Genomic DNA, 26,446 nt, shown 5'->3' with positions numbered 1-26,446 from the left:
AATTGTATGTTTTGTTAAAATATAAAATAATATTTAATGAGGTAATATGAGTAATAAATTATCAAATTTTGTTACAAATTGAGAAAATGCATCTTCAAAACCTGCATTTTATGCGATACCAATAATAATTTTTTGTTTGGTTATTATTATTGGTATTGTTAGTGGAATAAGGCGAGGAATTTGAGGCGGAGTAACAATATTAGGGTTTTCAATATTAGGCTTAGGTATTGCTATTGGAATAGCACCTTTAATAAGTAATCAAATTATTAAGAAGATAGATCTTAAAAATTCAACATTGGGTCTATCTTCTCCTGATGATGCAAAAGTTATTTTAAAATTATTAAATGGCTTGATTATGCTAGGCATTATTTTAATATTTAATATTATTGGTGAAATATTAATTGCAGTATTGCATCGCCCAATTACGAAAAACATTAGAATTAGACAAGATAATGAAAAATCAACATTCGTAACAAGATTTTCAGGAGCATTAATTGCGGGTGTAGGAGTTATTCCAACTGCAGTTTTATCCGCTAACCCTACAGGAGCTTTTGCTCATAAATCTAAATTTGTAAAAGCTAATGATAGTATGCTAAAAGCACTATCATTTGACAAAGCTAGAGGAGTTGGTAGATTTACTCCAGGATTAATTGGTTTAGCAAAAATAGGATTAGATTTTACAAAAGAAAAAGATAATACAAACACTTTAGCTGCTTCGTTGGAAAAATATTTTCAACAATTTTACAATCAAGATAATTACTTATATAAAGAATTGCCAAAACCTAGTTATGATGAAACAACCGGTACATGAAAATCACAAGATATTGACGTTCAATTTTATTTTTCACTTGCAAAAATAACTGATGAAAACAATGGCAACAATTATATAGATAAAAAAATTCCAAGATTTTTTAATGGAGATATTCAAAAGATTATTGATAAATTTACCGAAACGGAAGAATCGTTTAAATTACTCGAATTAATTTTATCAAAGATAGATACATCAATGTATTCAAATACAAAATCTGAATTGGAAAAATTCATTGAAAATGTAAAAAAATTATCTTCACTTGGTTTAAATACTAATTTTAAAAATATAGAAATTTTTAGCAAAGATTGACAAAAATTAAAAGTTCCTAAACAATTTGTTGCAAGAATTAAAAAATTAATTTTAAAAATCGCTAAACTAGACAATTTATCATTAGATAATCTAAGCGAAGAAGATAAGAATAAACCTGAATATAAAATTAGATACATTATTCAAAAAATGTTAGATACTTTTATTGTTGAAGCATAAAAAAAGAAATGGAGAAGTTCAATTTCTCATATAGATTTTAATAATATTTTAAAAATTGATAAATGTAATATAATTATATTAATTTTAAATTATTACAAATTACAAAATATAGGAATAAAAAATGGAAGAAAACAAAAATCAATTATCAACAACAACACTTAAAAAATATTATATTGCTCAAGTATTAAATCCAAAAACAAATCAAGTAGTATTCTTGTTTGCTGAAATTAATCCACAACAAAAAGTTACTCCTAAACCTTTTGCAGACTTTTTCCAAGCATTGAAATTTTTCATTGACATTGCTAGTGAAACCAAAGTTGCATCTAACGTTTATTTTAACAAGGCAAATAAATATGAAGGTTTTGCATCATTACCACAAGCTAAAGTAATTATGGTAAAAGCACCTACAATTAAAGTTCCTAAGGATAAAGTTATTGACTTTTTAAAACAAAATAATTTAATAACTCCTTTATCTGCAATATCTATTGCAAATGATAGAACAATGGCTATGTCAGCACAAAGTTTTGGAATGAATGACTTAGCTAAGAATGTTAAATTAACATTATTAAACACTTCTTTAAAATTAGATGAAGTATTACCTTCACACATTAAAGGTGAATTACCAGGATATGAAGTTAAAATTGAAAAAGTTTTAATTAATGACAAAAGACTTGAAGTTTTCTACTTTATTAAAAAAGGTAATGTTGAATCTTCAGTATATATTAAAGATATGTCAGGATTTGGAACTGATAAAATAGTTGTTTCTTCAGCGCGTACATTATACGATGATGTTCAGCTAAAAGAAAGAAAAGCTGCTAAAGAAGAAAATAAAGCAAGCACAGTTCAATGAATAGTTTTAGGTTTTTTAATTTTTATGTCATTTTTAAATCTTTTACTATACATTTTATTAGCAATAAAAGCTATTTAATTATGAAATAATTATCAAAAATATGACTCAATAATAAAGTCATATTTTTTAATTTTTAATGAAAGCATATATAAATTTAGATTTTTATATTAAAATAACAATATTAAAAAATATTTCTAGGAGGAAATAATGTTTTTATTATTGTTTATTCCTATGTTAATTTTATCCTTTGTTTTAATTACTATTTGGATAAGCAATGTATATAATTGATTTTATTACGAAAATATAAATTATCTTCTAAAAGAAAAATTGTATGTGGAAACTTCCAATGTCAAACAAATTGACCCACCAACTTTTAAGTTTTTGATGGAGAATATTATTATGACTTTTAAAGAAAATATAATTTCAAGAAACGAAAGAATAGTTAGCACAATATTGCGTAATATTAATTTTACAAATAAAGCATTATCATTAATTGCACGTGTTAGTATTTCAACAATTAAAAGGTGAAAAAGAAAAATTTTGAATGAAAATGGAAAAATTGATATATCTCATAAAAATATGGGAAATCAAAATGCAAAAAAATATAATGATGAATTAATAATACAATTAGGTAAGACATATGAAAAAAATGCAAAAATTACAGGTGGAAATGTTGAAAATGAAAGTTGTTCATATTTAACATTAAGAATTTTTTATGAAAATTTAGATCTTATTATTGGCAAAAATGACATTAAAATTTCATATTCAAATTTAGTTAAGAGATTAAAAAAAGAAGGTTTTGCAAGTAAATATGCAACTAAAAAAGGGCGCAAAGAAGCTAGGAAAAGCAGAAAGAAAAAAGAAATAAAAGAACATATTTATTATGAAGGAAAATTAACCTTTTCACAACCAAAGAAAAAACAAAAATTTAGATTTAATTTTGCAAATAATTATAAATACGGAGATATAGTAGAGATAGATGGCTGCACTCATTATTATTTTAATAATGAAATTAAATCAACTTGTTTAATGGCTGTTGATGTTGGAACAAATAAAGTACTTGATTTATATTTTGAAGAAGGAACAGAAACATTAAATGGATATCAAACACTTTTAGAAAACATTTTTAATAAATATGGTTATCCAAGAAAAATATTTGCTGATAATAGGATGAATTTTTGACATGATGAAACTAGTAATGCAAAAACTTTTTTAGAAGTAAAAAATAGAGGAATTGAATTTTTAACTTCTTCAAATCCTACTTTTAAGTCTCACGTAGAAAGAAAATGAGATACTTTTCAAAAAAATATCCCATTCTTTTTTAAACTAAATAATATTGATAATGTTAAATTGGCTAATGAATCTAAAGATAAAATTATTGAAAAAATAAATTCATGTTGTTCTATTAAAGAAAAACAAAATGTTTTTATGCCTATAACAAATGAGCTTGATAAATTTTTCGATTTGACTATTAAAAGAACTATAAACAATGGTGCAGTTAAATATCAAAACAAATGATATATGCCAATTCATTCAGAAACCAATAAAAGAGTAAATATTGTTGATAATGGTGAATTTAATTTTGTTATAGGAACTGATATGAAATTATATTTTAGGTCTCATAGCAAAAGATATAAAGCAATAGAAGTTGAAGATAAAAGATATGAATTTATGATTAATTTTGCTTATAGAAAAAAGATTAATATGAATATTGAAGAAGCAAAAAAATTAGCTGAATTAATTACAAGCACATATTATGTGCATTCAATAATTGAGAAAAAAATATCTATATTAAAATCACTAGAAGATAAAGATCATTTTTTTAAAGATGAAATGTTGATTTTAAATGAAATATTTGAAGATTTAAAAAATGAACGTGAGTATTTATCAAAAATAATTAATTTTTAAAAAAATACATATTATAAATTGGTTTAATTATTGAGATTTATGACTTTTAATCTATACTTTTAAGTGGGTCAATTTGTTTGACGTTTCACATAAATTATCTTCTAAAAGAAAAATTGTATGTGGAAATAAGGTTGGAAAAATTTTTTAAAAAGTCTAAAATTAAAAATATATTTACATTATTGATATATATTTTGAATATCATACTAATATTATTATTTATTCTATTGCATAATTTTTATAAAAAAGAACTTATTAATTCTGCATTTATTACTTTTACATTAATATCTATTTTGATGCAATTATTTATTTTAACTTTAATAATAAATATAATTAAAAAAACATTCAAATTAAAAAAAATATATGAAAAATTAATAAATTCTAATGGCAAAGTAGAATGAGAGTCATATTTTCTAGATATAAATAAGATTAATGTTAAAGATCATAAATTTGATATAGTGAAGGAATATATACAGAACGATAAAATTAATTTCTATTATTTAGCACTCAGTGTAAGCAAAATGGTTGTAATATTTCCTAAATATAAAAAATTAAAAAAAATATTGAAAAATAAAAGTTTGATTAAAGATAAATATTTATATTTGAATTCATTATTAGCAATAGAACCATTAAAATTAAAAATAAAAAAACAATATCTCGATCGAGAACAAATTAGTTATTTATATTATTTAATTATGAGTGATATAGTCGAACAATAAATTAATAAATAATTTATTTATCAACTTTTGAAAAAGAACTATATTTATTTATTTTCCTTATTTCTTTTTTAGGATTAATAGTAAAAACTAATGTATATTCGCCTTTTATTGTTTCATATTCTAAAAACTTTTCTAGTAATTCTTTAGGCGTTCCTTCTCAAGAAGTTTCAAATATTTTAGTCATTTCCTTAATTAAATATAAAGTGATATCCGATGAAAAAATTTTGTTAAAATCTTCAAGAACTGAAATCAATTTGTGCGGCGAAACATAACAAATATATGTAAATGGAGTTAGAGAAGATAAATAATTTTGTCTTTTGATTTTCTTGTCGGGTATGAACCCTAAAAAAGTAAATTTAGAATTATGATTAGATTTAATTAAAGCATGTAAAAAAGCTGAAGGACCAGAAATTACATTAATAAAAATATCATCATATTGTTTACATTTAGATATTATTGAAAATCCTGGATCTGAAATGCATGGCATTCCTGCATCAGATATAAGTGAAACAATATTGTTTTTATCACGAATTAAATCAATAATTTTAGGTGAAATTTCTTTCTCATTAAAATTATCATATTTAATAAATTTAATTTGTGCAATATCAATTTTTACTAGCATTAATAATTTTTTTGCCATTCTTGTATCTTCGCACAAGATAATATTTGAATTTTTTAAAGTATTATATGCTCTTGGAGATAAATCATCAATATTTCCAATTGGAACTCCAATTACATTTAAAATAAATTTACTATTATCAGCATTGTTTATTGTCATATTTCCTCTAGTGAAGTAATAAAAGCAGATTTTTGAATTTTGAAATTTAAAGTTTTATTTTTAAAAATGTTTAAATATTTTTTGATAATTTTTAATGTTTTTTCTGTTTTGCTTATTGATAATAAATTAGATTTATTAATATATATAGGAACAATATCAAAACATTTATTTAAAAGAAACATTTCGTAAAAATAAATATATAAATAATTTAATAAAATGTATCAATTTTTATTTGTGAAAATTTCATACATAAATGAAAAGATGTTGCTTAAATTAGTTGATAAGTTTTTGTCTAGCTTAATTAGGGCATCTAAATTTTTTTTATTATTTGTGAGATTTTCATCAATTTCTTCATCATTATAAATTGAATTAATAAATAATAAAAATTTATCAGTAGTATTTTTGCTTTTAAATATAAGTTGATTAATATTTATTTCAAGAGCTCTAGAACGAATTGTTTTTAAAACTGAGTTTCTTTTATTGCATGTCATTATTGTGATTAAATTTGGAGGACTTTGTTCTAAAAATTTTAGTAATGCATTAAGTGATTGAGCAGTTCCTTTTTCAATGTTTTTAATAATTAATATTTTATGTTTTGAAGAAGTAAAGTTAAGTGATGATTCTTGAATATTTTTAATTGCCAATAAAACATCATCTTTTTTAATACTATCATCTTTTTCTTCGATTTTATAGTACATTTCACCAAATGTTATATCTTTTAATGAAGAAAATTTTTCTCCATTAACTAAATTTATGAAGAAAATAACATATTTTGTCAAATCAATGTTTTTACTAGAGGCACTTAACAAATAAGTTTGTGATATTTTTTTATAGATAATTGAATTTTTAATAATTTCTTCAAAATTGTTATTCATTATTAAACAATATTCCAATCTTTTAGGATTTTAATTATTTCATTAAATAAATCATTTAGTGAGCCTGACGAATCAACAATAACAAATTTATCTTTGTCATGCTTAATAACTTGTTTATAAGCTTCTCTTAAACGTTCATAATAATTTATTTCATTATGTTCTAAGCGATCCGTTTCAGAACGCATATGTTTTAATCTTTTAATAACAAGTTCAGGCGTTAAATCAAAAAATATAACTAAATCAGGAGAAGTATTATTTGACATTAATTCATTGATTTGTCTAATTTTATCATATCCAACATTGCCTAAAATGCCTTGGTAAACAAAAGATGAATATCAATAACGATCTGAAAAAATAATTTTATTATTTTCAAGTGCTGGTCAAATTACTTTTTCTAAATTTATTCTTCTTGCTGCTAAAAATAATAATGCATCAGAGGTTGGAGAAAATTCATTTTCTTTATCTAATATTAAAGTTCTAATTTTTTCTGCTTCTTTTGAATTACTTGAGCCAGGTTCACGTGTAAATATATATTGTTCTTTATTGTCTAATTTTTCAATGTAACTTTGAAGCATTTTAATGATTGATGATTTTCCTGCACAATCCATGCCTTCAAAAACAACAAATTTTTTCGGTTTAGTAATCATTATTATTTCTCCTACCTAATTTATATCTTTGATTTATTTAAAAGTGATTGTTTTAATGTTAATGGGTCGATATATTCAACAGATGCATTATAAGGAAGACCCATTGACAGTTGAAAAATGTTTATATTTTTATATTTTTCAGTTATTAATTTTTTTATATATTGCATTGTTAGGATACCTTCCATTGAGGATTTTAATGCTAGTATTACTTCACTATCTTTATTTACTAAAGATAATAATTTGTCAAAATCTTTATTAAATGAATCATTGTTTTCCTTTAAATTATAAAGTGAACTAAAAACATAATATTTACCATCATATATTTTTAACTCTTCAAATTTATCAATATCATCACTTTGTTCAACTACTATTATTTTATTAGTTCGCATTTCATTTGTACAAATCAAGCATAAATCATCACTTGAATAATATCCACAAGTTTTACATTTTTTGATTTCACTTTTTGCTTGATTTATAAGATCAAATAAAATGTTTAAATCATTTTTATCTAAATTGATCAAATTAAAAATGATCTTTTGAATTTGTTTTTTACTTAAATTAGAAATTTTCTTTAATTTTGCTTCTAATTCTAAATATTTATTGTTTTTCACTTTACATTCCTGTTGGACTAAATTTTGATGAAATTTCATCATGTGCTTGATTTACCAAATCAATTGCTTGATTAATTGCAACAACGATTAAATCTTCAATTAATTCAGGATCGTCTGGATCAATTAAAGCTTCATTTAGTTTAATACTTTTGATTTTGTAATTTCCTAAAATTATTACTTTAATTCCTTGAAGTTCAACAAAAAATTCCTTATTTGCTAATTCTTGTTCTTCTTTTTCCATTTCACCTTGTAATCTTTTTGCTTTTTTAAGCATTTCATTTATATTCATTGCCATATTTTCTCCTAATATCTTAATTTGCATTAAATTTATCGCCAAATGCATCTTTTGCTCATTCTTCTAATTCAGCATTTTTTGGTTCTTTAATTTCATATTTTTTCTTTAGGTCACTAAACTCTGTAACTTTACGATTTTTTTGTAATTTTCCTTCATCTTTTCATCATTTAGTTGCATTATCCATTTGAGATTTAGTAATCCCTAAAATATGAACATATCGATTAAATAATTTTGCAACTCCGCGAATTAAAAATGGTTCATAAGCATTCATGTTTAAGTTTGCAATTTGTTCATCTATAGTAGATGAAAAAACAATAAATTTTTCACTAGATAAAATTATTTTTAAATCTTTAAGCATCATTTTTGTTTTGATATCTTCATCACTAAGTTTAGTATTAATAGTTGATAAAGCAATTTTATCTAAATCTTTATATTTTGTAATGTTTGGATTCATTTTTTCATGTTGAGTAAGTCAAATACAATCGTGTAATTTTTCATCATCAACATAACTTGTATTCTTATTATATTGATCATTAACTTCAAAATCATCAAATTCGGTTTCATTTGTATCAATCATTGATGAATTAATTTCATCATTTTCGAATTCTTGTGTTTTAGTTTTTAAAATAGTTTCATTAGTTTTTTCTAAAATTTCATTAACATCAACTATTGTAGTTTTAACATCATATTTATTTGCAATGTCAGACAAACCAAACATAGAATCTAATTTGTTTGTATTTTTTGATTTTTTAGTTTCAATTGCTATTGTTTTAGTCTTGTCATTTTTTAATTCAGAAGCCATAATAAAATCCTTATCATTTTCTTGATCGAAATTAATTTGTGGTGAGGAAATTACATTTGTAAATTCTTCATCATTAGTTTTTAGAGTAGCAAGTTTAATAAGCCCTAATTCTAATGATTGTAAAGGTAAATCACTAAATTTGACTTCTTTTAATATATTAATTAGTTCAGAGATGTAATCATATATTTTATCTTGAGAAATGTTTATTTTTTTAAGATCATCTAAAGTTGTATATTCTAATAAATCAATTGCATTTGTTTTAATCAAAATTAAATAATCCTTTAAAACATTAATCATTTGGATTGTAAATCTTTCGATATCCATTCCATTTTCAACTAGTTTTGTTGTTAGCTGTATTAGATCTTTAATGCTATGTGATGTAGCTAAATTAATGATATTGATAATATTATCAATATTAGTTATTCCAAATAGTTTTTCAACATCACTTAATTTAATTTTTTCATTTCCTGCAAAAATGGAAACTTGATCCGCTATTGATAAAGTGTCACGCAAACTCCCTGCACCCAATGAAGCAATTAAATCTAAAACATTATCTTCATATTCAATTTTTTCTTCTTTAAAAACATTCATTAAATGTTTGATGATAGTTTTTTTATCTATTCTTTTGAAGTTGAATCTTTGAACTCTACTTAAAATTGTTAAAGGAATTTTTTGAGGATCTGTAGTTGCTAAAATAAAAATTACATGTTTAGGAGGTTCTTCAAGTGTTTTTAGTAATGCATTAAATGCACCTTTTGAAAGCATATGAACTTCATCAATTATATATATTTTATATTTTGATTGTGTTGGTAAATGTTTAATTTTTTCACGCAAATCTCTTACATCATCAATTCCATTATTAGATGCTGCATCAATTTCAATAATATCTAAATTTCGATCAATATTGTTTATACAATCTTGGCAAGGTTTATATATGTCGTTTGAATGTGAACAATTAATTGTATTTGCAAATATTTTAGCTACAGAAGTTTTGCCTGTTCCATGTGGACCACAAAATAAATAAGCATGGCTTATTTTTTGAGAATTAATAATATTTAATAATGTTCTAACAATATGTTCTTGACCTTGAACTTCATCAAAAACATTTGGTCTATATTGGCGGTATAATGCTAAATATTTAGATTCCATAATATCCTTACCTTTAAAAATTAATATTTTTTTGAAATTGTATTAATATATTTAATAATATATTATTAAAAGGAAAATGTTGTGAAAAATACATTAAAAATTGAGATAGATAAATTAATTAAAAAAGATTTTTTTCATTTTTTATTAGCTAACATATTTTTATTACTAGGCTTATTAATATCTTTTGCTTCAGCATTTTGACTTAATATAAAAGCGAGTGGCTTTAATGGATATTATTTTATTTTTCCATTGATGCTACCTTTTGTTTTTTCAATATTTGTAATATATAGATATTTTAATTTATTTGGTGATCGCAATGGTTTGAAAAATAAGATGTTAATTAAAATATTGCTTGTAAATATAATAATTGTTTTCTTAATTGGACTATCTTTCTTGTTTTGATCTTTCTTAGTTCCGTCATTCTCATTGCAATATAAAAAAGTTAGTGGAAATAACAAAAAAAATATTGAAAAAATAATTGATATTTTTAAATGAATAATTATTTCTTTAAGTATAATTGATATTCCGATTGCTATTTTAAACATATCCATTTCAGCTTATTATTTTAAAAATAGTGAAAAAATAATTAAGGAATAAACATGAAATATGAAAAATCTTGTGGTGCACTTATTTTTAAAATGATTAAAAATAAATTATTTGTTTTGCTAATTAAACAAACTAATCGTGAATGAGGGTTTCCTAAAGGGCATGTTGAAAATATTGATGCAACTGATTTTGATACAGCAATTCGTGAAGTTAAAGAAGAAACAAATTTAGATATTAAAATATTTAAAAATGCTCCAATTTATAAAATAACTTATTATCCTTATGAAGGATGCATGAAGGAAGTTTGTTTTTTTATTGCTATATCAACAAGTTATAAAATTTATAAACAAAAAGAAGAAATATTAAAAATTAAATGAGTAAGCATAAATAAAGCGTTTGACATTTTATCACATAAAGAAAGCAAAGATGTATTAAAAAACGCCATAAAGTGATTTGATGAAAATATTATTAATCAAATCTATTAGCTTTTCTTGGCAACAAATTTATTTGTTGTTCTTTTGATAGTTGCTTTTAATAGGTCTTCAACTTTATCTATTGCTGAATTATTAATACTATCGTTATAATGATTTATGAGGTTAAATTTTGAAATAAAAATATCAATAGGACAAGATATAAAAGTAATTTTGTTATTCGCTTCTCTAGTTAATAAAATATTAATTAAAGTGTTGATAAATCATTCAGATTTAAGTCCAACACCTAAACGATTCAAAAATAAGTAATCAACATCATTTAAATAGTTAATTATGTCATTGTTAATGTAATTTTGTATTTTCATATTGGCATAGAAAAAATTATTCAAATCATTAAGATCAATAATAGATACTGTTTTACTTTTATTAGTACCAAAAAGGGTAGCTAAATATTTAAATATTTTTTTAGCATGAATAAATTCATCATCAATTAGTAATATTCCCTTTTTATTTTTTGAGTCATATGTTATATCAATTATTGCTTGGCTTAATGGCTTAGGGAATTTAAGGATAGCTTGATTTGCTTCAACTAAAATACTTCGTGGTTTTTTAAGATCAGGAATTGAAAAATATTTTTCTAAATCATCATCTAAAGGGGTTATATTTGTTAATCAAAAGTTATCAAAATACTTAGATTTTTTGAATTGAAGATCATTTGAAAGATCAATATCAATTTGATTTGCCTCATTTAGTGTTATTTTTCAATTTGGTTCTTTATTATTATGTGTTTGAAGGTAATTGTAATATTTTTGAAAATGATTCATGCCTTGATTGATTTGCTCTTTAGTTAGTTTTAATCTATTAATAATTTTACTAATATGACTATTTTCTAATATTGTTTTTTTCTCGGTTTCAGGATCAAATTTTTTGATTTCATCGTCAGTTCTAAATAATAAATCATTCTCCTTGATTTTTTTTAGTGAATTATCTTTATCTTTCATAATATGTCCTAATCTCAATTACTTTCATTACTTAATTTAAGTATATCGATATTCAGAGTATCAGTGTTAGTGTTTATTAAATTTTTATAATAATTGTTATATTTTTCATCATCTTTATTTATCATTTTTGATGATTTAGCAAACGCAAGTTCTGTATCAATTTGATTTGCATCAAAAATATCTTTCTTAGCATAATCTTTGGCAATTTTTTCAATGTAATTTATTACAATCGAATTATTTACTTCAACTGAATAATTAATAAATAAATTTATAGCATGGTCATTAAAATTAAGTTTTTTTAAATTATTTATCATATTAATTTGAGCTTTATTTGCTTCAAGATTAGTTATTTTATTTATATATGTAAAACTATTTAATAATTTAGCAGATTCATAATTATTGTTGATTTCAAAATCAATTGGTAAAATTTCAGTTTCAGCAGTGTCGGATAAATCAAATACTTCATAACATTTTTTAGAAATGTTACATAAATCTTTTTTCTTAAAGTTGTATGCACCTTTTTCTTTTATTAAATATTCATATAATTCTCTACCAATTTTTTTAATTAGCATTGTAGATATTAAATCATTATTTGCAATTTGATTAGCATTTAAAGGTTTTTTAAGTTCAATAACATAATTGCCTTCATTAGTGATAAATGTTTTAATTAAGCCAAGTCCTTCCAAAATTTCACGCGACTTAGTAAATTCATCATGATTAATTTGAAGAAGTTTATATGTATTTTGTAAATTATGTTTTTTATTTATATTTAAATTAATATTATATAAATCAACAAAATGTTCATATAGTAATAGTGATTTATGCCCAACTATTGGGGTATAAAATATTCTTAAATTATCTAAATCATAATTATTAACTTGGTCAATGTTTTGTAAATAAAAAATACAGTTCATAAAACTCTCCTCAAAAATTAATGCATATACAATTATTTTAAATAGTTAATTTACAAAGTAACAACAATAAATAAATTTAATTAAAATAAGGTGATATATGTTGCACTTTATTAACAATAAAAAAATAAAAAATCTCCTTTATATTAAGAGATATTTATTGTTTTTAACTAATTAATTACAATTTAAAATGTTTATAAAATTACAATTTTAAACAACAAAAATTAAACCGTTATATTTTATATAAAATATAGATTAATTAACTTCTAACTTTTTAAGTTTAGCTTTAATTAAATTTAAATTAAGTTTGTCAAGTATTTCGTAAGCTTTAGGTGGTAAAGAAAAATTAGTAAGTAAAATTTCATCTAAATTGTTTAACGGGATATCAAAATCGACTCTCAATGTTGCTAAATATTTGTCTTGCATAGCATCATCTTTATATGTAATAAATTTTTGTTTAACACTATCTTTTAAGTTGTCTAAATTTGCATATATGTTTTCAAGTGTTTCATATTTAGAAAGTAATTCTATAGCAGTTTTAGGTCCAATTCCGGTAATACCTTTAAAGTTATCACTAGTATCACCTACAATTGCCTTATAATCAATTACTTGACATGGTTTAAAATCATAATAATTTTCAAAGTTATTTTGAGTAATTGTTACATTTACGTTTTTAATTTTTTTAAGAATAGATACATTTTCATTAACAAGTTGATTAAGATCTTGATCCGCTGAATAAATTAAAATTTTATTTTCATTATTTGCAAACATATTAACAAGCTTTGCAATGATGTCATCGGCTTCAAAACCATCTATATAAAAATTTTTAATATTTAAATGATTAAGTAATGTTTGAATTGTATCAAGTTGTTCATAAAAATCAGAAGAGGCTTTTTTTCGATTTGCTTTATATTCTTTGTGAAGCAAATGTCTAAATGTTTTAACATGAGAATCAAAAGCAATAAATATATGCGAAGGATTGTGATAATCAATTAATGCAATCATAGTATTGAAAAAAGCAACAATTTCATTAGTTTGTTTGCCGCTATTTGACATAAGAATTGGTCCTTGTGAATATAAAGTTGCATAGTAAGATTTATATGCCAAATATGTACCATCAATTATCAAAATTTTATTATTTGCTTTCATTTATGATGCTCCAATCTTTTAAAATATATTCATTAGTATCTTTTTTAATAATATTTGCCTTAATAATTTTATTATTAATTAATAAATGGTCTTTTTTATTATTTCATATATTAAAGACAATTTTTTGGCTTGAATCTTGTAAGTATACCGTAAAATAATCTTTGCCAAATTTAGTTTGTTTTTTAATTATTTTTGAACAATATAAATAAATTAAATATTCAGTGTTTATGTGCAAATCAATTAATCTTTGTCCTTCAACTTCATATTTTTTTGTCAGTGAGAAATTATAAATTTGCCCCAGAAGTTCAGATTCATTGTTAGATTCATATTCAAAGTCATCATCAATAATTTCATAAGGTACATAGTTTATTTTTTTAAGTTTTTCAACATTATCTTCAATATTAAATTTGATGTTATCAAGACGTAACATTAATTCATTATTTTTATCATTAATTTCATTTAATAATGTTTTTTGATTATAACCAAAATTTCTTAAAGCATTTGCTTTAATTAATAATTCAACACTTGAAAGACCAAATTGCTTAATTAAACTGGTTGTGGCCATAAAATGAAGAAATGATGAATAAGGACCATATTTTTCCCGATTTTCAATAATTAATTTTGAAGTTTCGGGTCCCATTCCTTTAATCATTGATAGAGGTAGATATATTTTGTTGTCTTTTATGGTTGCATTAATATATGAATTATTAATTTCTGGCGATTCAATTTTAATTCCAATGTTTGAAGCTTCTGAAACATATTTTGAAATATTGTCATGTGATCCATGTGCTGAAGAAATTATTGAACTATAAAATTCAAGAGGAAAGTGTGCTTTTAGATATGCAAGTTGATATGCAAGTGTTGCATAAGCAACAGCATGCGATTTGTTAAATCCATATGAAGCAAATTTTTCAATATTATTAAATATTTCATGGGCATCTTTTCTTGAATAGTTATTATTAATTGCTGATTCAATAAAATTATCTTTAATAGCTTGCATATCATCAATTTTCTTTTTTGATATTATTCTTCTAATTAAATCAGCTTGCGAAAATGACATTTTTGCTACTGTTTGAATAATTTTCATTATTTGTTCTTGATAAATAATAATTCCATAAGTAGATTTTAAAATTTCATCATAGTCTTTATGAATCGTTGGAATTACTTCTTTTTTATGCTTTCTTAAGGCATATGAATCTAAATTATCCATTGGGCCAGGTCTATACAATGAAATAATTGCAACAATATCATTAAAACTATCTATTTTAACTTGTTTAATTGCTTTTATCATTCCATAACTTTCAAGTTGAAATATTCCAAGAGTATTACCGCTTGTTAATAAATCTAATGTTTTTTGGTCATTATATTTAATTGTTTTGAGATTAATATCTATATTTTGATTTTTTTTGATTGTATCAAGTATTTCTTTAATTGTAGTTAGTGTTTTAAGACCTAAAATATCCATTTTGATTAAACCAAAATCTTCAAGATATTCCATGCTTATTTGTGATTGAAGCATATTAGTTTCAACATTATAAGTTGGAATTATTTCATTTAGTTTTTTATATCCAATGATTATTCCGGCAGCATGTGTCCCTGTTTGACGATATAGTCCTTCAAGTTTGGAAGTTTCTTCAATTATTTTTGTTTGTAATTCTTTGCTAGGCAGTTCATCTAATGCCTTGCTTAAATATTTATTAGTTTTTATTTCTTCTTTTAAAGGTTCATCTTTAAGTGAAATTGATTTTGAAATCTTATTTATTAGGTTTGAATCATCAATTTTATTAGCGCGTAAAACATCTCTTATTGCACTTTTTTTACCAAGTGTTGAAAAAGTAACAATATTTGAAACATATTCTTGTCCATATTTATTAACAATATATTGAATTATTTCTTGTCTTCTATTATCTTGAACGTCGGTATCAATATCGGGCATTGTTATTCTTTTAGGATTTAAAAATCTTTCAAAAATTAGATCATGTTTTAATGGATCAATTTCTGTTATATTTAACAAATAACAAACTAAAGATCCAGCAGATGAACCTCTCCCTGGCCCAATTAAAATATTTTGATTTTTAGCTCAATTAATTCAGTCTTGAATGATTAAAAAATAGTTTTCAAATTTTAGTTTTTTTATTGTATTTACTTCAATATTAAGTCTATCGTTATATTCTTTAGTTCAAGTTTCTTTTGTAAATTTTATTTTTATTTGTTTTTTAATTAGTTCATTTAAATAACTATTTGCATCAAAATTTTCTTTATTTTCAAAGTTAGGAATAATATATTTATTTTCTTCAATTTTAAAATAATGATCTTTTAAAAAATCATTTGTTTGGGTAATTAAAAATTCTTCAAATTTATTTGTAGTTTGAAATTCAAAATTTAATGCCTGATATATATTTTCTGAGGTTTTATCTTTACTTATATAGTTTAGAATATTAATAATAGAATTATCCATTTCATCAAATAAACAAAAATGGTTAATAATTAAGCATTTGTTTAGATTTTCTTTTATGAATTCTTCATTCTCTTTTATTTTATTAAATTCAAATGAATAATAATAATTGGAATAACTAAATTTTTGTTTTGTTAAATTATACATTCCATAAATTGGATGTTCAACAATACTAATGTTTTTAATTAGTATAACTTCTGAAAGAGATATTTTTTTATCATTTAATGCTTGAGACGACAATTTATATAGAGCATATAATCCGTCAATATTATTTGGGTACAAAATATATTGATAATTGTTATTGTTAACTCACAAATTTAAAGTAAGACCAAAAATTGGTTTTATGCTACTATTATTTGTATATTTTCTAAAAAATGCCAAGCTGAAAAAGTTATTATATTCAGTTATTGAAAAATACTCTTGTTTATTTTTTTCAAGATAATCTACTAAATAGTTTGGATCTATTGTACTTTTCAAAAATGAATAGATTGTATTTAAATGTCCGTTAATTAATTTCATAATTTTAATATTAATTATATATATTTATGTAATTAATTAACTTTGATTTTATGTTTGTGACTAAATAACTAAAATGAATTTATATTAAAATATTTAATATATAATTAATATATGGATTCTAAAAATATTAAAAATGAAGAAGTTATTTTTGAAACGCATAATATTTTTAAATCAATAAGAAATAAAATTCTATTAGATAATGTTTCTTTTAAATTATTTAAAAAGTCATTTCATGTAATCATTGGACATAATGGTGCAGGGAAATCCACATTGTTTAATATTTGTTCTGGCAATGATAAAAAGTATACTGGTGATATTTATTTTAAAAACCAAAACATTAATTTAGTCAAAACAAAAAAAAGTTTTTTGTACTTTAATACGAATCTTTCATTTCCTACTTGATGAAACGTATTAGAATATATTGAAAACTTTTTTTATTTTTTTAATAATAAAAATTTATCCACTAGAAATATAATTGAAAAATTAAAAGAATATGGGTTGGAAGATAAAATTAAATCAAACCCTAATTTACTTTCGTCTGGAGAAAAAAAGAAAATATCAATTGTCTTAATAGAACTGTTAAAACCGGAACTTGTTTTTCTTGATGAACCTGATTCAAATTTAGATATTGATGCTAGAAAATTTATTTATAAAAAATTAAGAAATATTGCAAATGATGGCAGTTCTATTTTTATTTCAAGTCATTATAGTACTGAAATTAAGGATTATGTTGACTATATCACTTTTATTAATGAGGGAAAAATTACTAATTCTAAAATAAATGATGAAAAAAGAATGGACGAATAAGATGAAAAACTTATATAAAAATCATGCTCTTTATTTTTTAAAAAATAAAATTTTAGTATCTATTGAAATTATTTTATGTTTAAGTTTGTTTTCTGTTGGGCCATTTTTTATTAATCAATCATTATTATATAGTTATAATTGAATAATCTATTTTATTGTTTATAGTATAGTCATTTTATCTTCTTTTGGGCTATGCTATTTCTTTTTTATATCTTCTAAGAAAAATCAATATGATCAAATGTTAAATTCTCTTTACTCTAATAGTAGAAAGATATTTATTTCAAAATACTTATTTTTAATTACTATTTTTTCTTTATTTAGTTTATTGACTGCAATTATTACTACATTATTTATGTTTGTTGTTTTTAAAAACAATCTAAATAATTTTCTTTATTTTTTAGCAATATTTATTAGTGATTTAATTGTTTTTAATGCATTTTTTTGAATGTTTTCATTATTTAGCACTTTTTCTAAAAAATTAATATACAAAAATATTATTAATGTCACATTAGTTGTTTGTTCTATTAGTTTGCCTATTTTATTAAAAACATTTTCAAATAGAGAAAGATACAATAAAACATTTTCTGAATTATCAAAAATCGTTGAAGTTTCTAAAGATAAACCAAATCAAGATTATTATGTTGCTAAAAATTCATATGAAAATAAAATTAATCATTATCCTTATTTTGATTTAGTTAACACATTTTATTTCGCTTCAATTTCTACATTCAAGAAAAGTTTTTTAAGTAATTATGATCCAACGAAAGTTTTAAATTCAAAATTTTCAAATTATCATATTAAAAGTATTGTTGAAAATAAGAAGTGAAACAACAATAATGATTATTTCATTTATGATTTATATACTAAACCAATTATTTCATATAAAAACAATGAGTTATTACAATTAATAAATAATAAAATATATGCAAATAATTTTGATTCTGACACAATTAATAATGTTAGAAATGCCATTGGAAAATTAGAATGAAATAAATTAATGCTTTCTTCAAAAATAATTAAATCAATAGAAATATTATCAGGAAAAAATGATAATGATATTCAATATTTAAGAAGAGATTGAAAATATATATTAAAAAATAATGTGCAGCTACAAAATTTAATAATTAAAAAATTTGGATTAGATTTTTGGAATTTATTAAATGAATTTTATCACATTCATTCTTTTAATGCATATTTAAATATTGATATAAAAAATGCTAATTTTTATTTTGAAAAAAATATTATAGATAATGATGAGTATGATTTAGATAATAAAATAAATGATATTGATAAATTATATTTAAAAAAACATTTTGTTAATATCATAGGAGATAAAGTATTTTTTAATAATAATAAATCAACAAGGTTTTATGTTAATTTAAATGATTTTCAAAAAGTTTTTGACGGAATAAATAATCAAAATGACTGAGAAAATTTTATCGAAGAAAATGCAAGTTTATTAAATAAAATTAATAATATTATTAATGATGTTTACTCATTTAGTAATCAATTTAATACAATTGAAAAAATCAAACTTATGTCTAATTCATCAATAACTAAATATTATAAAGACATTTTAATACCGATTTTAGAATTAGATTCAAGTTTTAATTTAATTTATACTTTTTTATTTATATTAATAATTGCAACTATGGTACCTATAACTACATTCAAATCAATTAAAGGAGAAATATAATGAAAAAAAGTCATAAAATTACATCAATTTTATTAGGGACATTATTACCAATAGCAATTGTTCCAAGCATTATTGGAATTGTTTCAATAGGTAAAAAAGATAATTCTAAAGGATTTTATTTTAATGATAGTTATTTCAAAAATACATCAGATTTTGAAAATTATATAAAAAGTAATATTAAACAAATAATGAATTATGATGAAAGAACTATTTATTATGCTAAAAATATAAATAAACAATTTGATTCAGAAGAAGATTTGAACAAATTTTTATACAATAATATAAAGACTCACAATGTAAATTTACTTAAGAAAAATAATTTTTATGAAAACAATTCAAATTTGCCATTAACAACAAATCAATTAAGTGAAATGGATTTTAATAATTTAGATAGCAATACTAGAATTTATTTAGGAAAAAATAATGTTGCTTATGATAATGAAATTGATGCTAAACTTTCATATGTTAATAGCGCAAAAATTTATAAATTTAATAATAAATTTTACACAGATAAAGAAAGTATTATTAATGAAATAATATTAAATTATAATAATATAATAAGTCATTATCCTACTGAAAATGAAAGAATGGAAAAGTTCAAGGAATTATATAATTTAACCAATGAGCGATATAAAAGATTTAATATTCCGAATGGAAGTATTTCTGACATTAATTTTCAAAAAAATAATGGGGATTTTAATTTAGATTTATTAAAAGATTTTATAAGCAATAATGTAAAAAGATATATAAAATGAAAAGGGCAAATTTATGATGTTAATGAATTTGTTGAAAAACATTTTGCAAAAACAGAATGAAAAGGTTCTTCAATTATCAAAGTAAAATCAACTAAAGGAAATAAAAAATATTTAGTTGATGTTGATAAAAATGAAGAAGCTAATTTTTATGGAGATTATATTTTAAAAACTCCTAGTGATGAAATTAGAGATTTTAGAAATTATGGTAAATGGTCTAAGCATAAAAGAAATGAAAATGTTATAGGATATAAAGAATCGGTATACAAAGAGATTGTAAACAAATTTGTTTCAAATTTAATGATGACTGTTAATAATTATTTATTAGAAAAGAAAATAAATAATAATCCAAACAAAAAAAATGAATTATTAGAAAAATTTAATAATAATTTTTCAATTTTCAATTTTTTACCTTTAATTGATCAAGCGGAAATACTAAAAAATTATTTGAAATCATTTCATATTAGTGATGCCAAACATTCAAACTTATGAGAAAAATTCGAACAAATTATTAAATTTATGAAAACTGGAAAAAGAGGGACGTTTTTCAACCAATTAAATGTTTTATATTTTTCTGGATTAGCATATTTTGCTAAAGATGGTGCATCTGATACGCTTATTTCATTATTCAAAAAATATTTTAAAAATTTAATTAATATAATGAATAATTACCTAAATAATGTTTTAGGCGATTTATATATAGATAATCAAGGAAAGAAAATTAATTTAGTGAAAGCATATAATTTAGATGATTATTCATTAGATTTAGACGTAAATAATGATTTTTTTATTAGCAAATTAACAAATAGTGATAATGTAATTAATGCCATTGGAACTATTAATTTAGCTACCACTAATGCAATGAATGCATCTTCTGCCTTGCCTTTTAGAATTGATGAGTTATTAAAAAAATCATCTATTAATAATGATGATACTTATAAAAAATTAGAAAAATTATATGATAAATATTCATTAAGATCTCTTCAAGAATCAAATTATATTTTTGATAATAATACAGGCCAATATATGGAAAATAAGAAGCCAACAAATTCTGAGGATGAACTAAAAAATCTTTCTTCTAATGTATTGCAATATTATAATTATGAATCAGCCGAATCGATGAATAATTATTTAAGAAATAATTTTTTAAATAGTTTAAAAAATGTTGATTTTTCTAAACTTTATAGCAATAAAACATTAATGAAAAATCATATATTTGCATTTAATTATTATAAGCAAGTTATTACAGAATTTTATAATAATAATTCATCTTCATCTAATGCTGCAAAAAAAATAAAAACATTAGAGAATTTAAAATTTAACAATAAAAATCATATAAAAACATTAGAAAAAGAAATTCAAAATATTGATAAAAATAAATTAAAAAAATACATTAATTCCAAGACGATAACATATAAAAAATTGGGATTTAAAACATTATTATATAAAGCACAAAAAGAAGAGTTATTAAATAAATTTAATGTCGGTGCTAATGTATTGAATGGAATTACCAACACATTAGGATCGATTAGTCAATTAGTATTTTCTATTCAATCTGCAGGATTAAATCAATCATTGAATATTGTAAAATCTATTCATGGCTTAGCAAGTTCTGTTTTAGGTATTTTTTCATCTATCCCCGCAGTTGCAATAGCTTCGGCTGCTATTGATATTATTTTTACCATTATTACTCAATTTATTGGTGAAAAAACACAATATGATTATATTTATAGTCAAACTGGCAATCCTAATTCACAATATATATGAGATGGAGGCATAACTACATCTAAATGATGAGGTTTTGATACCAAAGAAACTGCAACAATTTCAAAAGCGAAATTATTAGATCCAATTGAATTTATGCCTGAATTTAGTACAGATTATTATTACTATAAAGGGAAAAAATATCAATATCACCAATCTTCATCTTTGGAGAAAGATTTAATTTATAATGCATTGATTAATAATGATCAAGATTTTCTGAAAGAAAATAATATTGAATATTGTTATTCCTTCGAACAAACAAAATCAGGGGAGGAATTTAAATATTTTTCAAAATTAGATGATTTAATAAATAAACTTCTAACTAAAGAAGAAGCTAAAGAAATTACATATTTAGAAAAATGATATAAATCACAAGCTGGTAAAATTAATATTTTTGGCAAAATTAATGATATTAGTAATATCAAAGATGGATTTGAAAAATTAAAAGATTCAATTTTATATGAATTAAAACCTACGGTGTTAATGCAACTTCCTAAAATAAATGATCAAAAAATACCAATAGATCAAGTTGATAGTGAGAATAATTCTAATAAAAATCAATTAGAAAATTTAATTAAAATAATTAATAATATTAATAAAGATGATAATTATCAAGAATTAAAAAAATTATTATTATTTGATGGTAATTTAAAAAATGATAATGATACTTATTTATATGATATTAATAATATTAAAAAATTACAAAGAATATTTATTAATAAATTTAATGTTTTATCAAAATTAGTGTCGCAAAAAATGTTTAATGAAAATAATAAATATAATGAATTGCAAGAAATAATTAAAACACAAATTTATAGTATTCTAAATAATGAAAATGTGAGAGTTTATTTTCCATCTTTTGAAGCTGCTGTTAAACATTTGATGCAAATTCAATATTTGTCAATAACTAAAAAAGTAATACAAGAAAACAAAACTTATAAATTTAAATATAAAGATAAAGAATTTAAAACAATTGAAGAAGTTATTGCATATTGTAAAAAATTCATTAAATCAGTAGAAGATTATTTAAAAGCAAAGAAAGGTAAGAAACATGAATAAAAAAATATTATTTGCATCTTTTATTACGCTTAGTTCTTTACCGATATCATTAATATCAACTAAAACTAGCAATCTTAAAGTTGTTAATAAAACTAATTCTAATAAAATTGAAAATAAATTAATAGATAACCATAAAAATATTACTAATGTAAAAACTAAATATGTTATTAGAATTAATGGCAAAGAAATGATATTTAATTCTAAAGATGAAATAGTTAAATATTTAGTAAATAAAGTAAATATTAATCATTTTATAGGCAAAAAAGAATATAAAAACTATGATGGCGAAATTGATATGAATTCAAACAAATTAAATTTAGTTAATTTTTCTAAATTTAAAAAAGCTTATAAAGATATTTACGGGAATTATACAGATGATTTATCAAGTGTAATAAGATCATATTTACCAGAATTTGCAATTGTTAAACGATATTATGATCATCGTAATCAACCATTTAGAGATGAAGAAGATGCTAAAAATAGTATTATTAAAAATGCAACGGATGATATTATTGAAAATGTATTTTATAAACTTGAGTATTCTTCAAATGGTATTGTAAAAGATAAATATTACAATCCATATAATCCAAGTGATATAAATGAATTAATGAATGATATTTATAATAAAAACGTTCTTCAAGAAACATATATTCGTGACACTTTAAAATTAAAAGATAAAGATGGTAATGAAAGATTATTATCTTATAAAGGTAATATAGATAATTTCTTTACTAATTTATTTACGAATGCAATTATGGATTTTACCAATCAAGCTGTAAAGAAACGTTATAAAATTACCTTAAAACTTCCAAGAATGGATAATATGAAATATCGTGATTATGGCAAAGCATATTTTGAAGAATTTTCTTCAAATAATGAGGATGAATGAATAATTAATAAAGATAGAACAGAAATTTATAAATATGTTGATGAAGAATGAATAGAAAAATATTTTAATGATTTAGAACTCTTAAAAAATCCTAATCTTTCCAAAGAATTTGTAAATAAAAATTTCAAAAAATATTATTCAGACACAAAAGAAAGGAAAATTAAAAATCCTAATTATAAAAAACATCCAAATAGAGGTCCACACGGAAGTATACAAAAAGAATATTATTATTATTCTTATTGAGATCATTTTGCAAAATTAAAAGGAAAATTTTTAGATTTTAAAAACCTTACTTTAGCAGCTAAAAATGATCCTACAGAATGAGATATAATAACAATACTTGAAAAAGACAAATGAACATATAATAATTTTGGTATTGAAATCAATATTCAATTTGATAAAGATAATTTTAAGAATAAAATGAATAATCTTAAGAATGAATTTATGAATAAATCAAATAAATTTGATATGTTTCATTCATTATTAAAATATTCAATGAAAAAAATAATGATTAATGAAGAAGATAGAAATAACATTGAGAAATATTTTGAAAACTTGAAACATGATCTAACTATGCAAAATATGTTGTGAAATTATTTCGAAAGTGAGTTAAATAAATTTATAGAAAAAAAATTAAATAATACTTCAAAAAATGAAATAGGTCTCAAATTTAATGATTTAAAAACATATTATAAAAAAGAAAATGCCAATTGAAATGATTGAAAAAGTGACATGAATTTAAAAAATATATTTAGTGAATTAAAATTAAGTATAAATGACAATATTATAAAAACCTATTATTATAAAAATAATCCACTTTTTTATAAAAATAATGATCATTTCAGTAATATAAGTAATAAAAATATAAATAACGGTGATTATTTTGATTGTATTGATCCAAATAAAATTCTTCCAAACAAAATAGTAAATAGTAGTAATTTAATTCAAAAACAAAAGGATTTTGCTACAAACAGGAAAATTAATTATATTGATAATTATTTAAATTATTTTAATTTAAAAGGGTTGAACTTATTTAAATTTAAAAATTTTATTCAATACAAAGAAACTGAAAATAATTCATTGATATATCAATTAAATAATTCATATTCATCCTTATTTACTTTCAAAGATGATACAGAAATTAGGGAATATTTAAGAAAAATTAAAACAGAAGGGATTAAACCTCAAACTAGATATACAATTGTTGGGCTTGAAAGTACATTAAGTTCACATGGTATCAAAATGTTAATTAATGAATTAGGTTTTAATGATCCAACTACTATTACAAATAATTATCGTGCAATATTACAAAAACTTATTTTACCTTCAACAGAAAAAATCTTTTATATAAACAATGGACATAAATATTTAATGGATTTAAAATATTTTAATTTGTGAAATATTGAATTAGATAATGAAAAACATTATTTTGAAAATTCACGTGATATTACTAAATTTATTATTAAATATATACATTTAAATGCAAAACTTGTTACAAGAAACGGAGAAAGATAATGAAAAAATTATTTTTATTAACACCTTTTACTTTAATGTCAACTTTACCATTAATTTCTTCAAGATGTGTTCATGAAGAAACTCAAGAAGAAAAAGATAAAAAATTAGCCGAAAAATATGAAAAAGAATATATTGATAAACAAAAATATGTTTTTGATGACTTTGAGCAATTTCAAATGAAAGATGAATATTTTAAAGAAGTAGAAGTAAATAAAAACATATGGCGTTATGACAATAAAATAAAAACATATGGCGTTACATCTGAATTTATTGATAATTTTACAAAATGGTACAATGATTTTCAACATAAATTTAATATTTTTAAAAAAATTATGAAAAAATATGCTTCAAGAGAAATAATTGAATATAAGAATTCTAGAATTCAAGAAGATCCTATTGATTTATACTATGTAAAAGAAATTAAATTTGATTTTTCAAGAGGATTGAATCCACAATTGCATTGTATTAGATTATTTACCGATGAATGAATAAAAAAAATTTTTCGCCTTCCAAATTTAAATTTAAATTTATCAGTTGAATTTATGAGTTGAGATGATTTAATTAATGCTAATATAGATAAAACATATTATTCAAAAATAAATATTACATCAATATTTAAATATATATATTGGCCAACTGATAAACAAAAAATTCGTGAAATATTTTCAATACCTAAACCTTATTATAAAAATGAACATTTTATGACATATCCTGCAGGTGAGCAAATTTATCAAGGAAAAGATGATTGAAAACCAAAAATTAAATTTGAATCTTTTAGAGGGCTAAAAAAAGGAATGCAAATTAATGAATTATTAAATTTCCGTTATAAAAGATCATTTGATTATGGCCCAAGTGATATTGACCAAAATTATCTTAAAGAATATGGAAATGTAAACACATTTAAATTTGCAAGTTATCGTTTTGAAATCATTGGATATGATTCCGAAAAACCTTTTGATGCTCCTCCCTCAAAAATAGATAAATTTACATTATCAGAACATGGAGATTAACATTTTATAATTTT

At 21.6% G+C, this 26,446-nt stretch carries 21 protein-coding genes; 11 read left to right on the top strand and 10 right to left on the bottom strand.

Annotated features, from left to right (window positions below):
- The first annotated feature begins 46 nt into the window (after positions 1 to 46).
- The 4 genes from LQ356_RS03180 to LQ356_RS03165 all read left to right on the top strand — a co-directional run bounded on the left by LQ356_RS03180 (position 47) and on the right by LQ356_RS03165 (position 4,771).
- Complete coding sequence (locus LQ356_RS03180; protein ID WP_405311469.1) at positions 47 to 1,297, top strand: hypothetical protein; 1,251 nt, start codon at positions 47 to 49, stop codon at positions 1,295 to 1,297.
- Between the two features lie 121 nt (positions 1,298 to 1,418).
- Positions 1,419 to 2,225 carry a hypothetical protein gene (locus LQ356_RS03175; RefSeq protein WP_405311468.1) on the top strand — a complete coding sequence of 269 codons (807 nt, stop codon included), beginning with the start codon at positions 1,419 to 1,421 and terminating at the stop codon, positions 2,223 to 2,225.
- A 321-nt stretch (positions 2,226 to 2,546) separates the two neighbouring features.
- Positions 2,547 to 4,055: a hypothetical protein gene (locus LQ356_RS03170; protein WP_405311466.1), complete on the top strand. Its 1,509-nt coding sequence runs from the start codon at positions 2,547 to 2,549 to the stop codon at positions 4,053 to 4,055.
- A gap of 293 nt (positions 4,056 to 4,348) precedes the next feature.
- Positions 4,349 to 4,771 (top strand): hypothetical protein, encoded by a 423-nt coding sequence (locus LQ356_RS03165; RefSeq protein ID WP_405311464.1) that lies wholly within the window; start codon positions 4,349 to 4,351, stop codon positions 4,769 to 4,771.
- Between the two features lie 13 nt (positions 4,772 to 4,784).
- Here LQ356_RS03165 and rsmI read toward each other — a convergent pair whose 3' ends face one another.
- From rsmI to dnaX, 6 genes are read right to left on the bottom strand one after another with little or no spacing between them, the layout of a single operon-like run.
- The gene (rsmI, locus tag LQ356_RS03160) at positions 4,785 to 5,549 is read right to left on the bottom strand and encodes a 16S rRNA (cytidine(1402)-2'-O)-methyltransferase (protein ID WP_405311462.1); all 765 of its coding nucleotides are present in this window, start codon (positions 5,547 to 5,549) and stop codon (positions 4,785 to 4,787) included.
- Positions 5,540 to 6,424 (bottom strand): hypothetical protein, encoded by an 885-nt coding sequence (locus LQ356_RS03155; RefSeq protein ID WP_405311461.1) that lies wholly within the window; start codon positions 6,422 to 6,424, stop codon positions 5,540 to 5,542. The genes rsmI and LQ356_RS03155 overlap by 10 nt, the downstream gene beginning before the upstream one ends.
- A 2-nt stretch (positions 6,425 to 6,426) precedes the next feature.
- On the bottom strand, positions 6,427 to 7,071 hold the full coding sequence (gene tmk / locus LQ356_RS03150; RefSeq protein WP_405311459.1) for a dTMP kinase: 645 nt from the start codon (positions 7,069 to 7,071) through the stop codon (positions 6,427 to 6,429).
- 20 nt (positions 7,072 to 7,091) lie between these two features.
- Entirely contained in the window at positions 7,092 to 7,682 is a 591-nt protein-coding gene (locus tag LQ356_RS03145; protein ID WP_405311458.1) for a toprim domain-containing protein, read from the bottom strand.
- Between the two features lies 1 nt (position 7,683).
- Positions 7,684 to 7,977, bottom strand: coding sequence for a YbaB/EbfC family nucleoid-associated protein (locus LQ356_RS03140; protein ID WP_405311457.1), 294 nt, complete (start codon positions 7,975 to 7,977; stop codon positions 7,684 to 7,686).
- A gap of 16 nt (positions 7,978 to 7,993) precedes the next feature.
- Positions 7,994 to 9,928, bottom strand: coding sequence for a DNA polymerase III subunit gamma/tau (gene dnaX, locus LQ356_RS03135; RefSeq protein WP_405311455.1), 1,935 nt, complete (start codon positions 9,926 to 9,928; stop codon positions 7,994 to 7,996).
- 81 nt (positions 9,929 to 10,009) lie between these two features.
- Between dnaX and LQ356_RS03130 the strand changes: the two genes are divergently transcribed.
- Positions 10,010 to 10,525 carry a hypothetical protein gene (locus tag LQ356_RS03130; protein WP_405311453.1) on the top strand — a complete coding sequence of 172 codons (516 nt, stop codon included), beginning with the start codon at positions 10,010 to 10,012 and terminating at the stop codon, positions 10,523 to 10,525.
- Positions 10,526 to 10,527: 2 nt separating this feature from the next.
- Positions 10,528 to 10,959 carry a bis(5'-nucleosyl)-tetraphosphatase gene (locus tag LQ356_RS03125; RefSeq protein WP_405311451.1) on the top strand — a complete coding sequence of 144 codons (432 nt, stop codon included), beginning with the start codon at positions 10,528 to 10,530 and terminating at the stop codon, positions 10,957 to 10,959.
- Here the strand turns inward: LQ356_RS03125 and LQ356_RS03120 are convergent.
- The 4 genes from LQ356_RS03120 to dnaE all read right to left on the bottom strand — a co-directional run bounded on the left by LQ356_RS03120 (position 10,956) and on the right by dnaE (position 16,940).
- Entirely contained in the window at positions 10,956 to 11,906 is a 951-nt protein-coding gene (locus tag LQ356_RS03120) for a hypothetical protein (protein WP_405311450.1), read from the bottom strand. The genes LQ356_RS03125 and LQ356_RS03120 overlap by 4 nt on opposite strands.
- 8 nt (positions 11,907 to 11,914) lie before the next feature.
- Positions 11,915 to 12,820, bottom strand: a complete 906-nt coding sequence (locus LQ356_RS03115; protein ID WP_405311448.1) for a DnaD domain protein — start codon at positions 12,818 to 12,820, stop codon at positions 11,915 to 11,917.
- Between the two features lie 252 nt (positions 12,821 to 13,072).
- Positions 13,073 to 13,966, bottom strand: a complete 894-nt coding sequence (locus tag LQ356_RS03110) for a 5'-3' exonuclease H3TH domain-containing protein (RefSeq protein WP_405311446.1) — start codon at positions 13,964 to 13,966, stop codon at positions 13,073 to 13,075.
- Positions 13,953 to 16,940 carry a DNA polymerase III subunit alpha gene (dnaE, locus tag LQ356_RS03105; protein ID WP_405311445.1) on the bottom strand — a complete coding sequence of 996 codons (2,988 nt, stop codon included), beginning with the start codon at positions 16,938 to 16,940 and terminating at the stop codon, positions 13,953 to 13,955. Before dnaE ends, LQ356_RS03110 begins: the two co-directional genes overlap by 14 nt.
- A gap of 111 nt (positions 16,941 to 17,051) precedes the next feature.
- Between dnaE and LQ356_RS03100 the strand changes: the two genes are divergently transcribed.
- The 5 genes from LQ356_RS03100 to LQ356_RS03080 are packed head-to-tail and all read left to right on the top strand — an operon-like array spanning position 17,052 to position 26,432.
- Complete coding sequence (locus LQ356_RS03100; RefSeq protein ID WP_405311443.1) at positions 17,052 to 17,747, top strand: ATP-binding cassette domain-containing protein; 696 nt, start codon at positions 17,052 to 17,054, stop codon at positions 17,745 to 17,747.
- The gene (locus LQ356_RS03095) at positions 17,725 to 19,443 is read left to right on the top strand and encodes a hypothetical protein (RefSeq protein ID WP_405311441.1); all 1,719 of its coding nucleotides are present in this window, start codon (positions 17,725 to 17,727) and stop codon (positions 19,441 to 19,443) included. Before LQ356_RS03100 ends, LQ356_RS03095 begins: the two co-directional genes overlap by 23 nt.
- Positions 19,443 to 23,018: a hypothetical protein gene (locus tag LQ356_RS03090; RefSeq protein ID WP_405311439.1), complete on the top strand. Its 3,576-nt coding sequence runs from the start codon at positions 19,443 to 19,445 to the stop codon at positions 23,016 to 23,018. The genes LQ356_RS03095 and LQ356_RS03090 overlap by 1 nt, the downstream gene beginning before the upstream one ends.
- Complete coding sequence (locus tag LQ356_RS03085; RefSeq protein ID WP_405311438.1) at positions 23,011 to 25,422, top strand: hypothetical protein; 2,412 nt, start codon at positions 23,011 to 23,013, stop codon at positions 25,420 to 25,422. Before LQ356_RS03090 ends, LQ356_RS03085 begins: the two co-directional genes overlap by 8 nt.
- Positions 25,422 to 26,432: a hypothetical protein gene (locus LQ356_RS03080; protein ID WP_405311437.1), complete on the top strand. Its 1,011-nt coding sequence runs from the start codon at positions 25,422 to 25,424 to the stop codon at positions 26,430 to 26,432. Before LQ356_RS03085 ends, LQ356_RS03080 begins: the two co-directional genes overlap by 1 nt.
- The last annotated feature ends 14 nt before the right edge of the window (positions 26,433 to 26,446 follow it).

This window comes from Metamycoplasma faucium (genome assembly GCF_045160055.1).
Classification (GTDB): domain Bacteria; phylum Bacillota_I; class Bacilli_A; order Mycoplasmatales; family Metamycoplasmataceae; genus Metamycoplasma; species Metamycoplasma faucium.
Note: the sequence above shows the minus strand (reverse complement) of the source record. Positions and strands in the feature narration are given on the sequence as shown.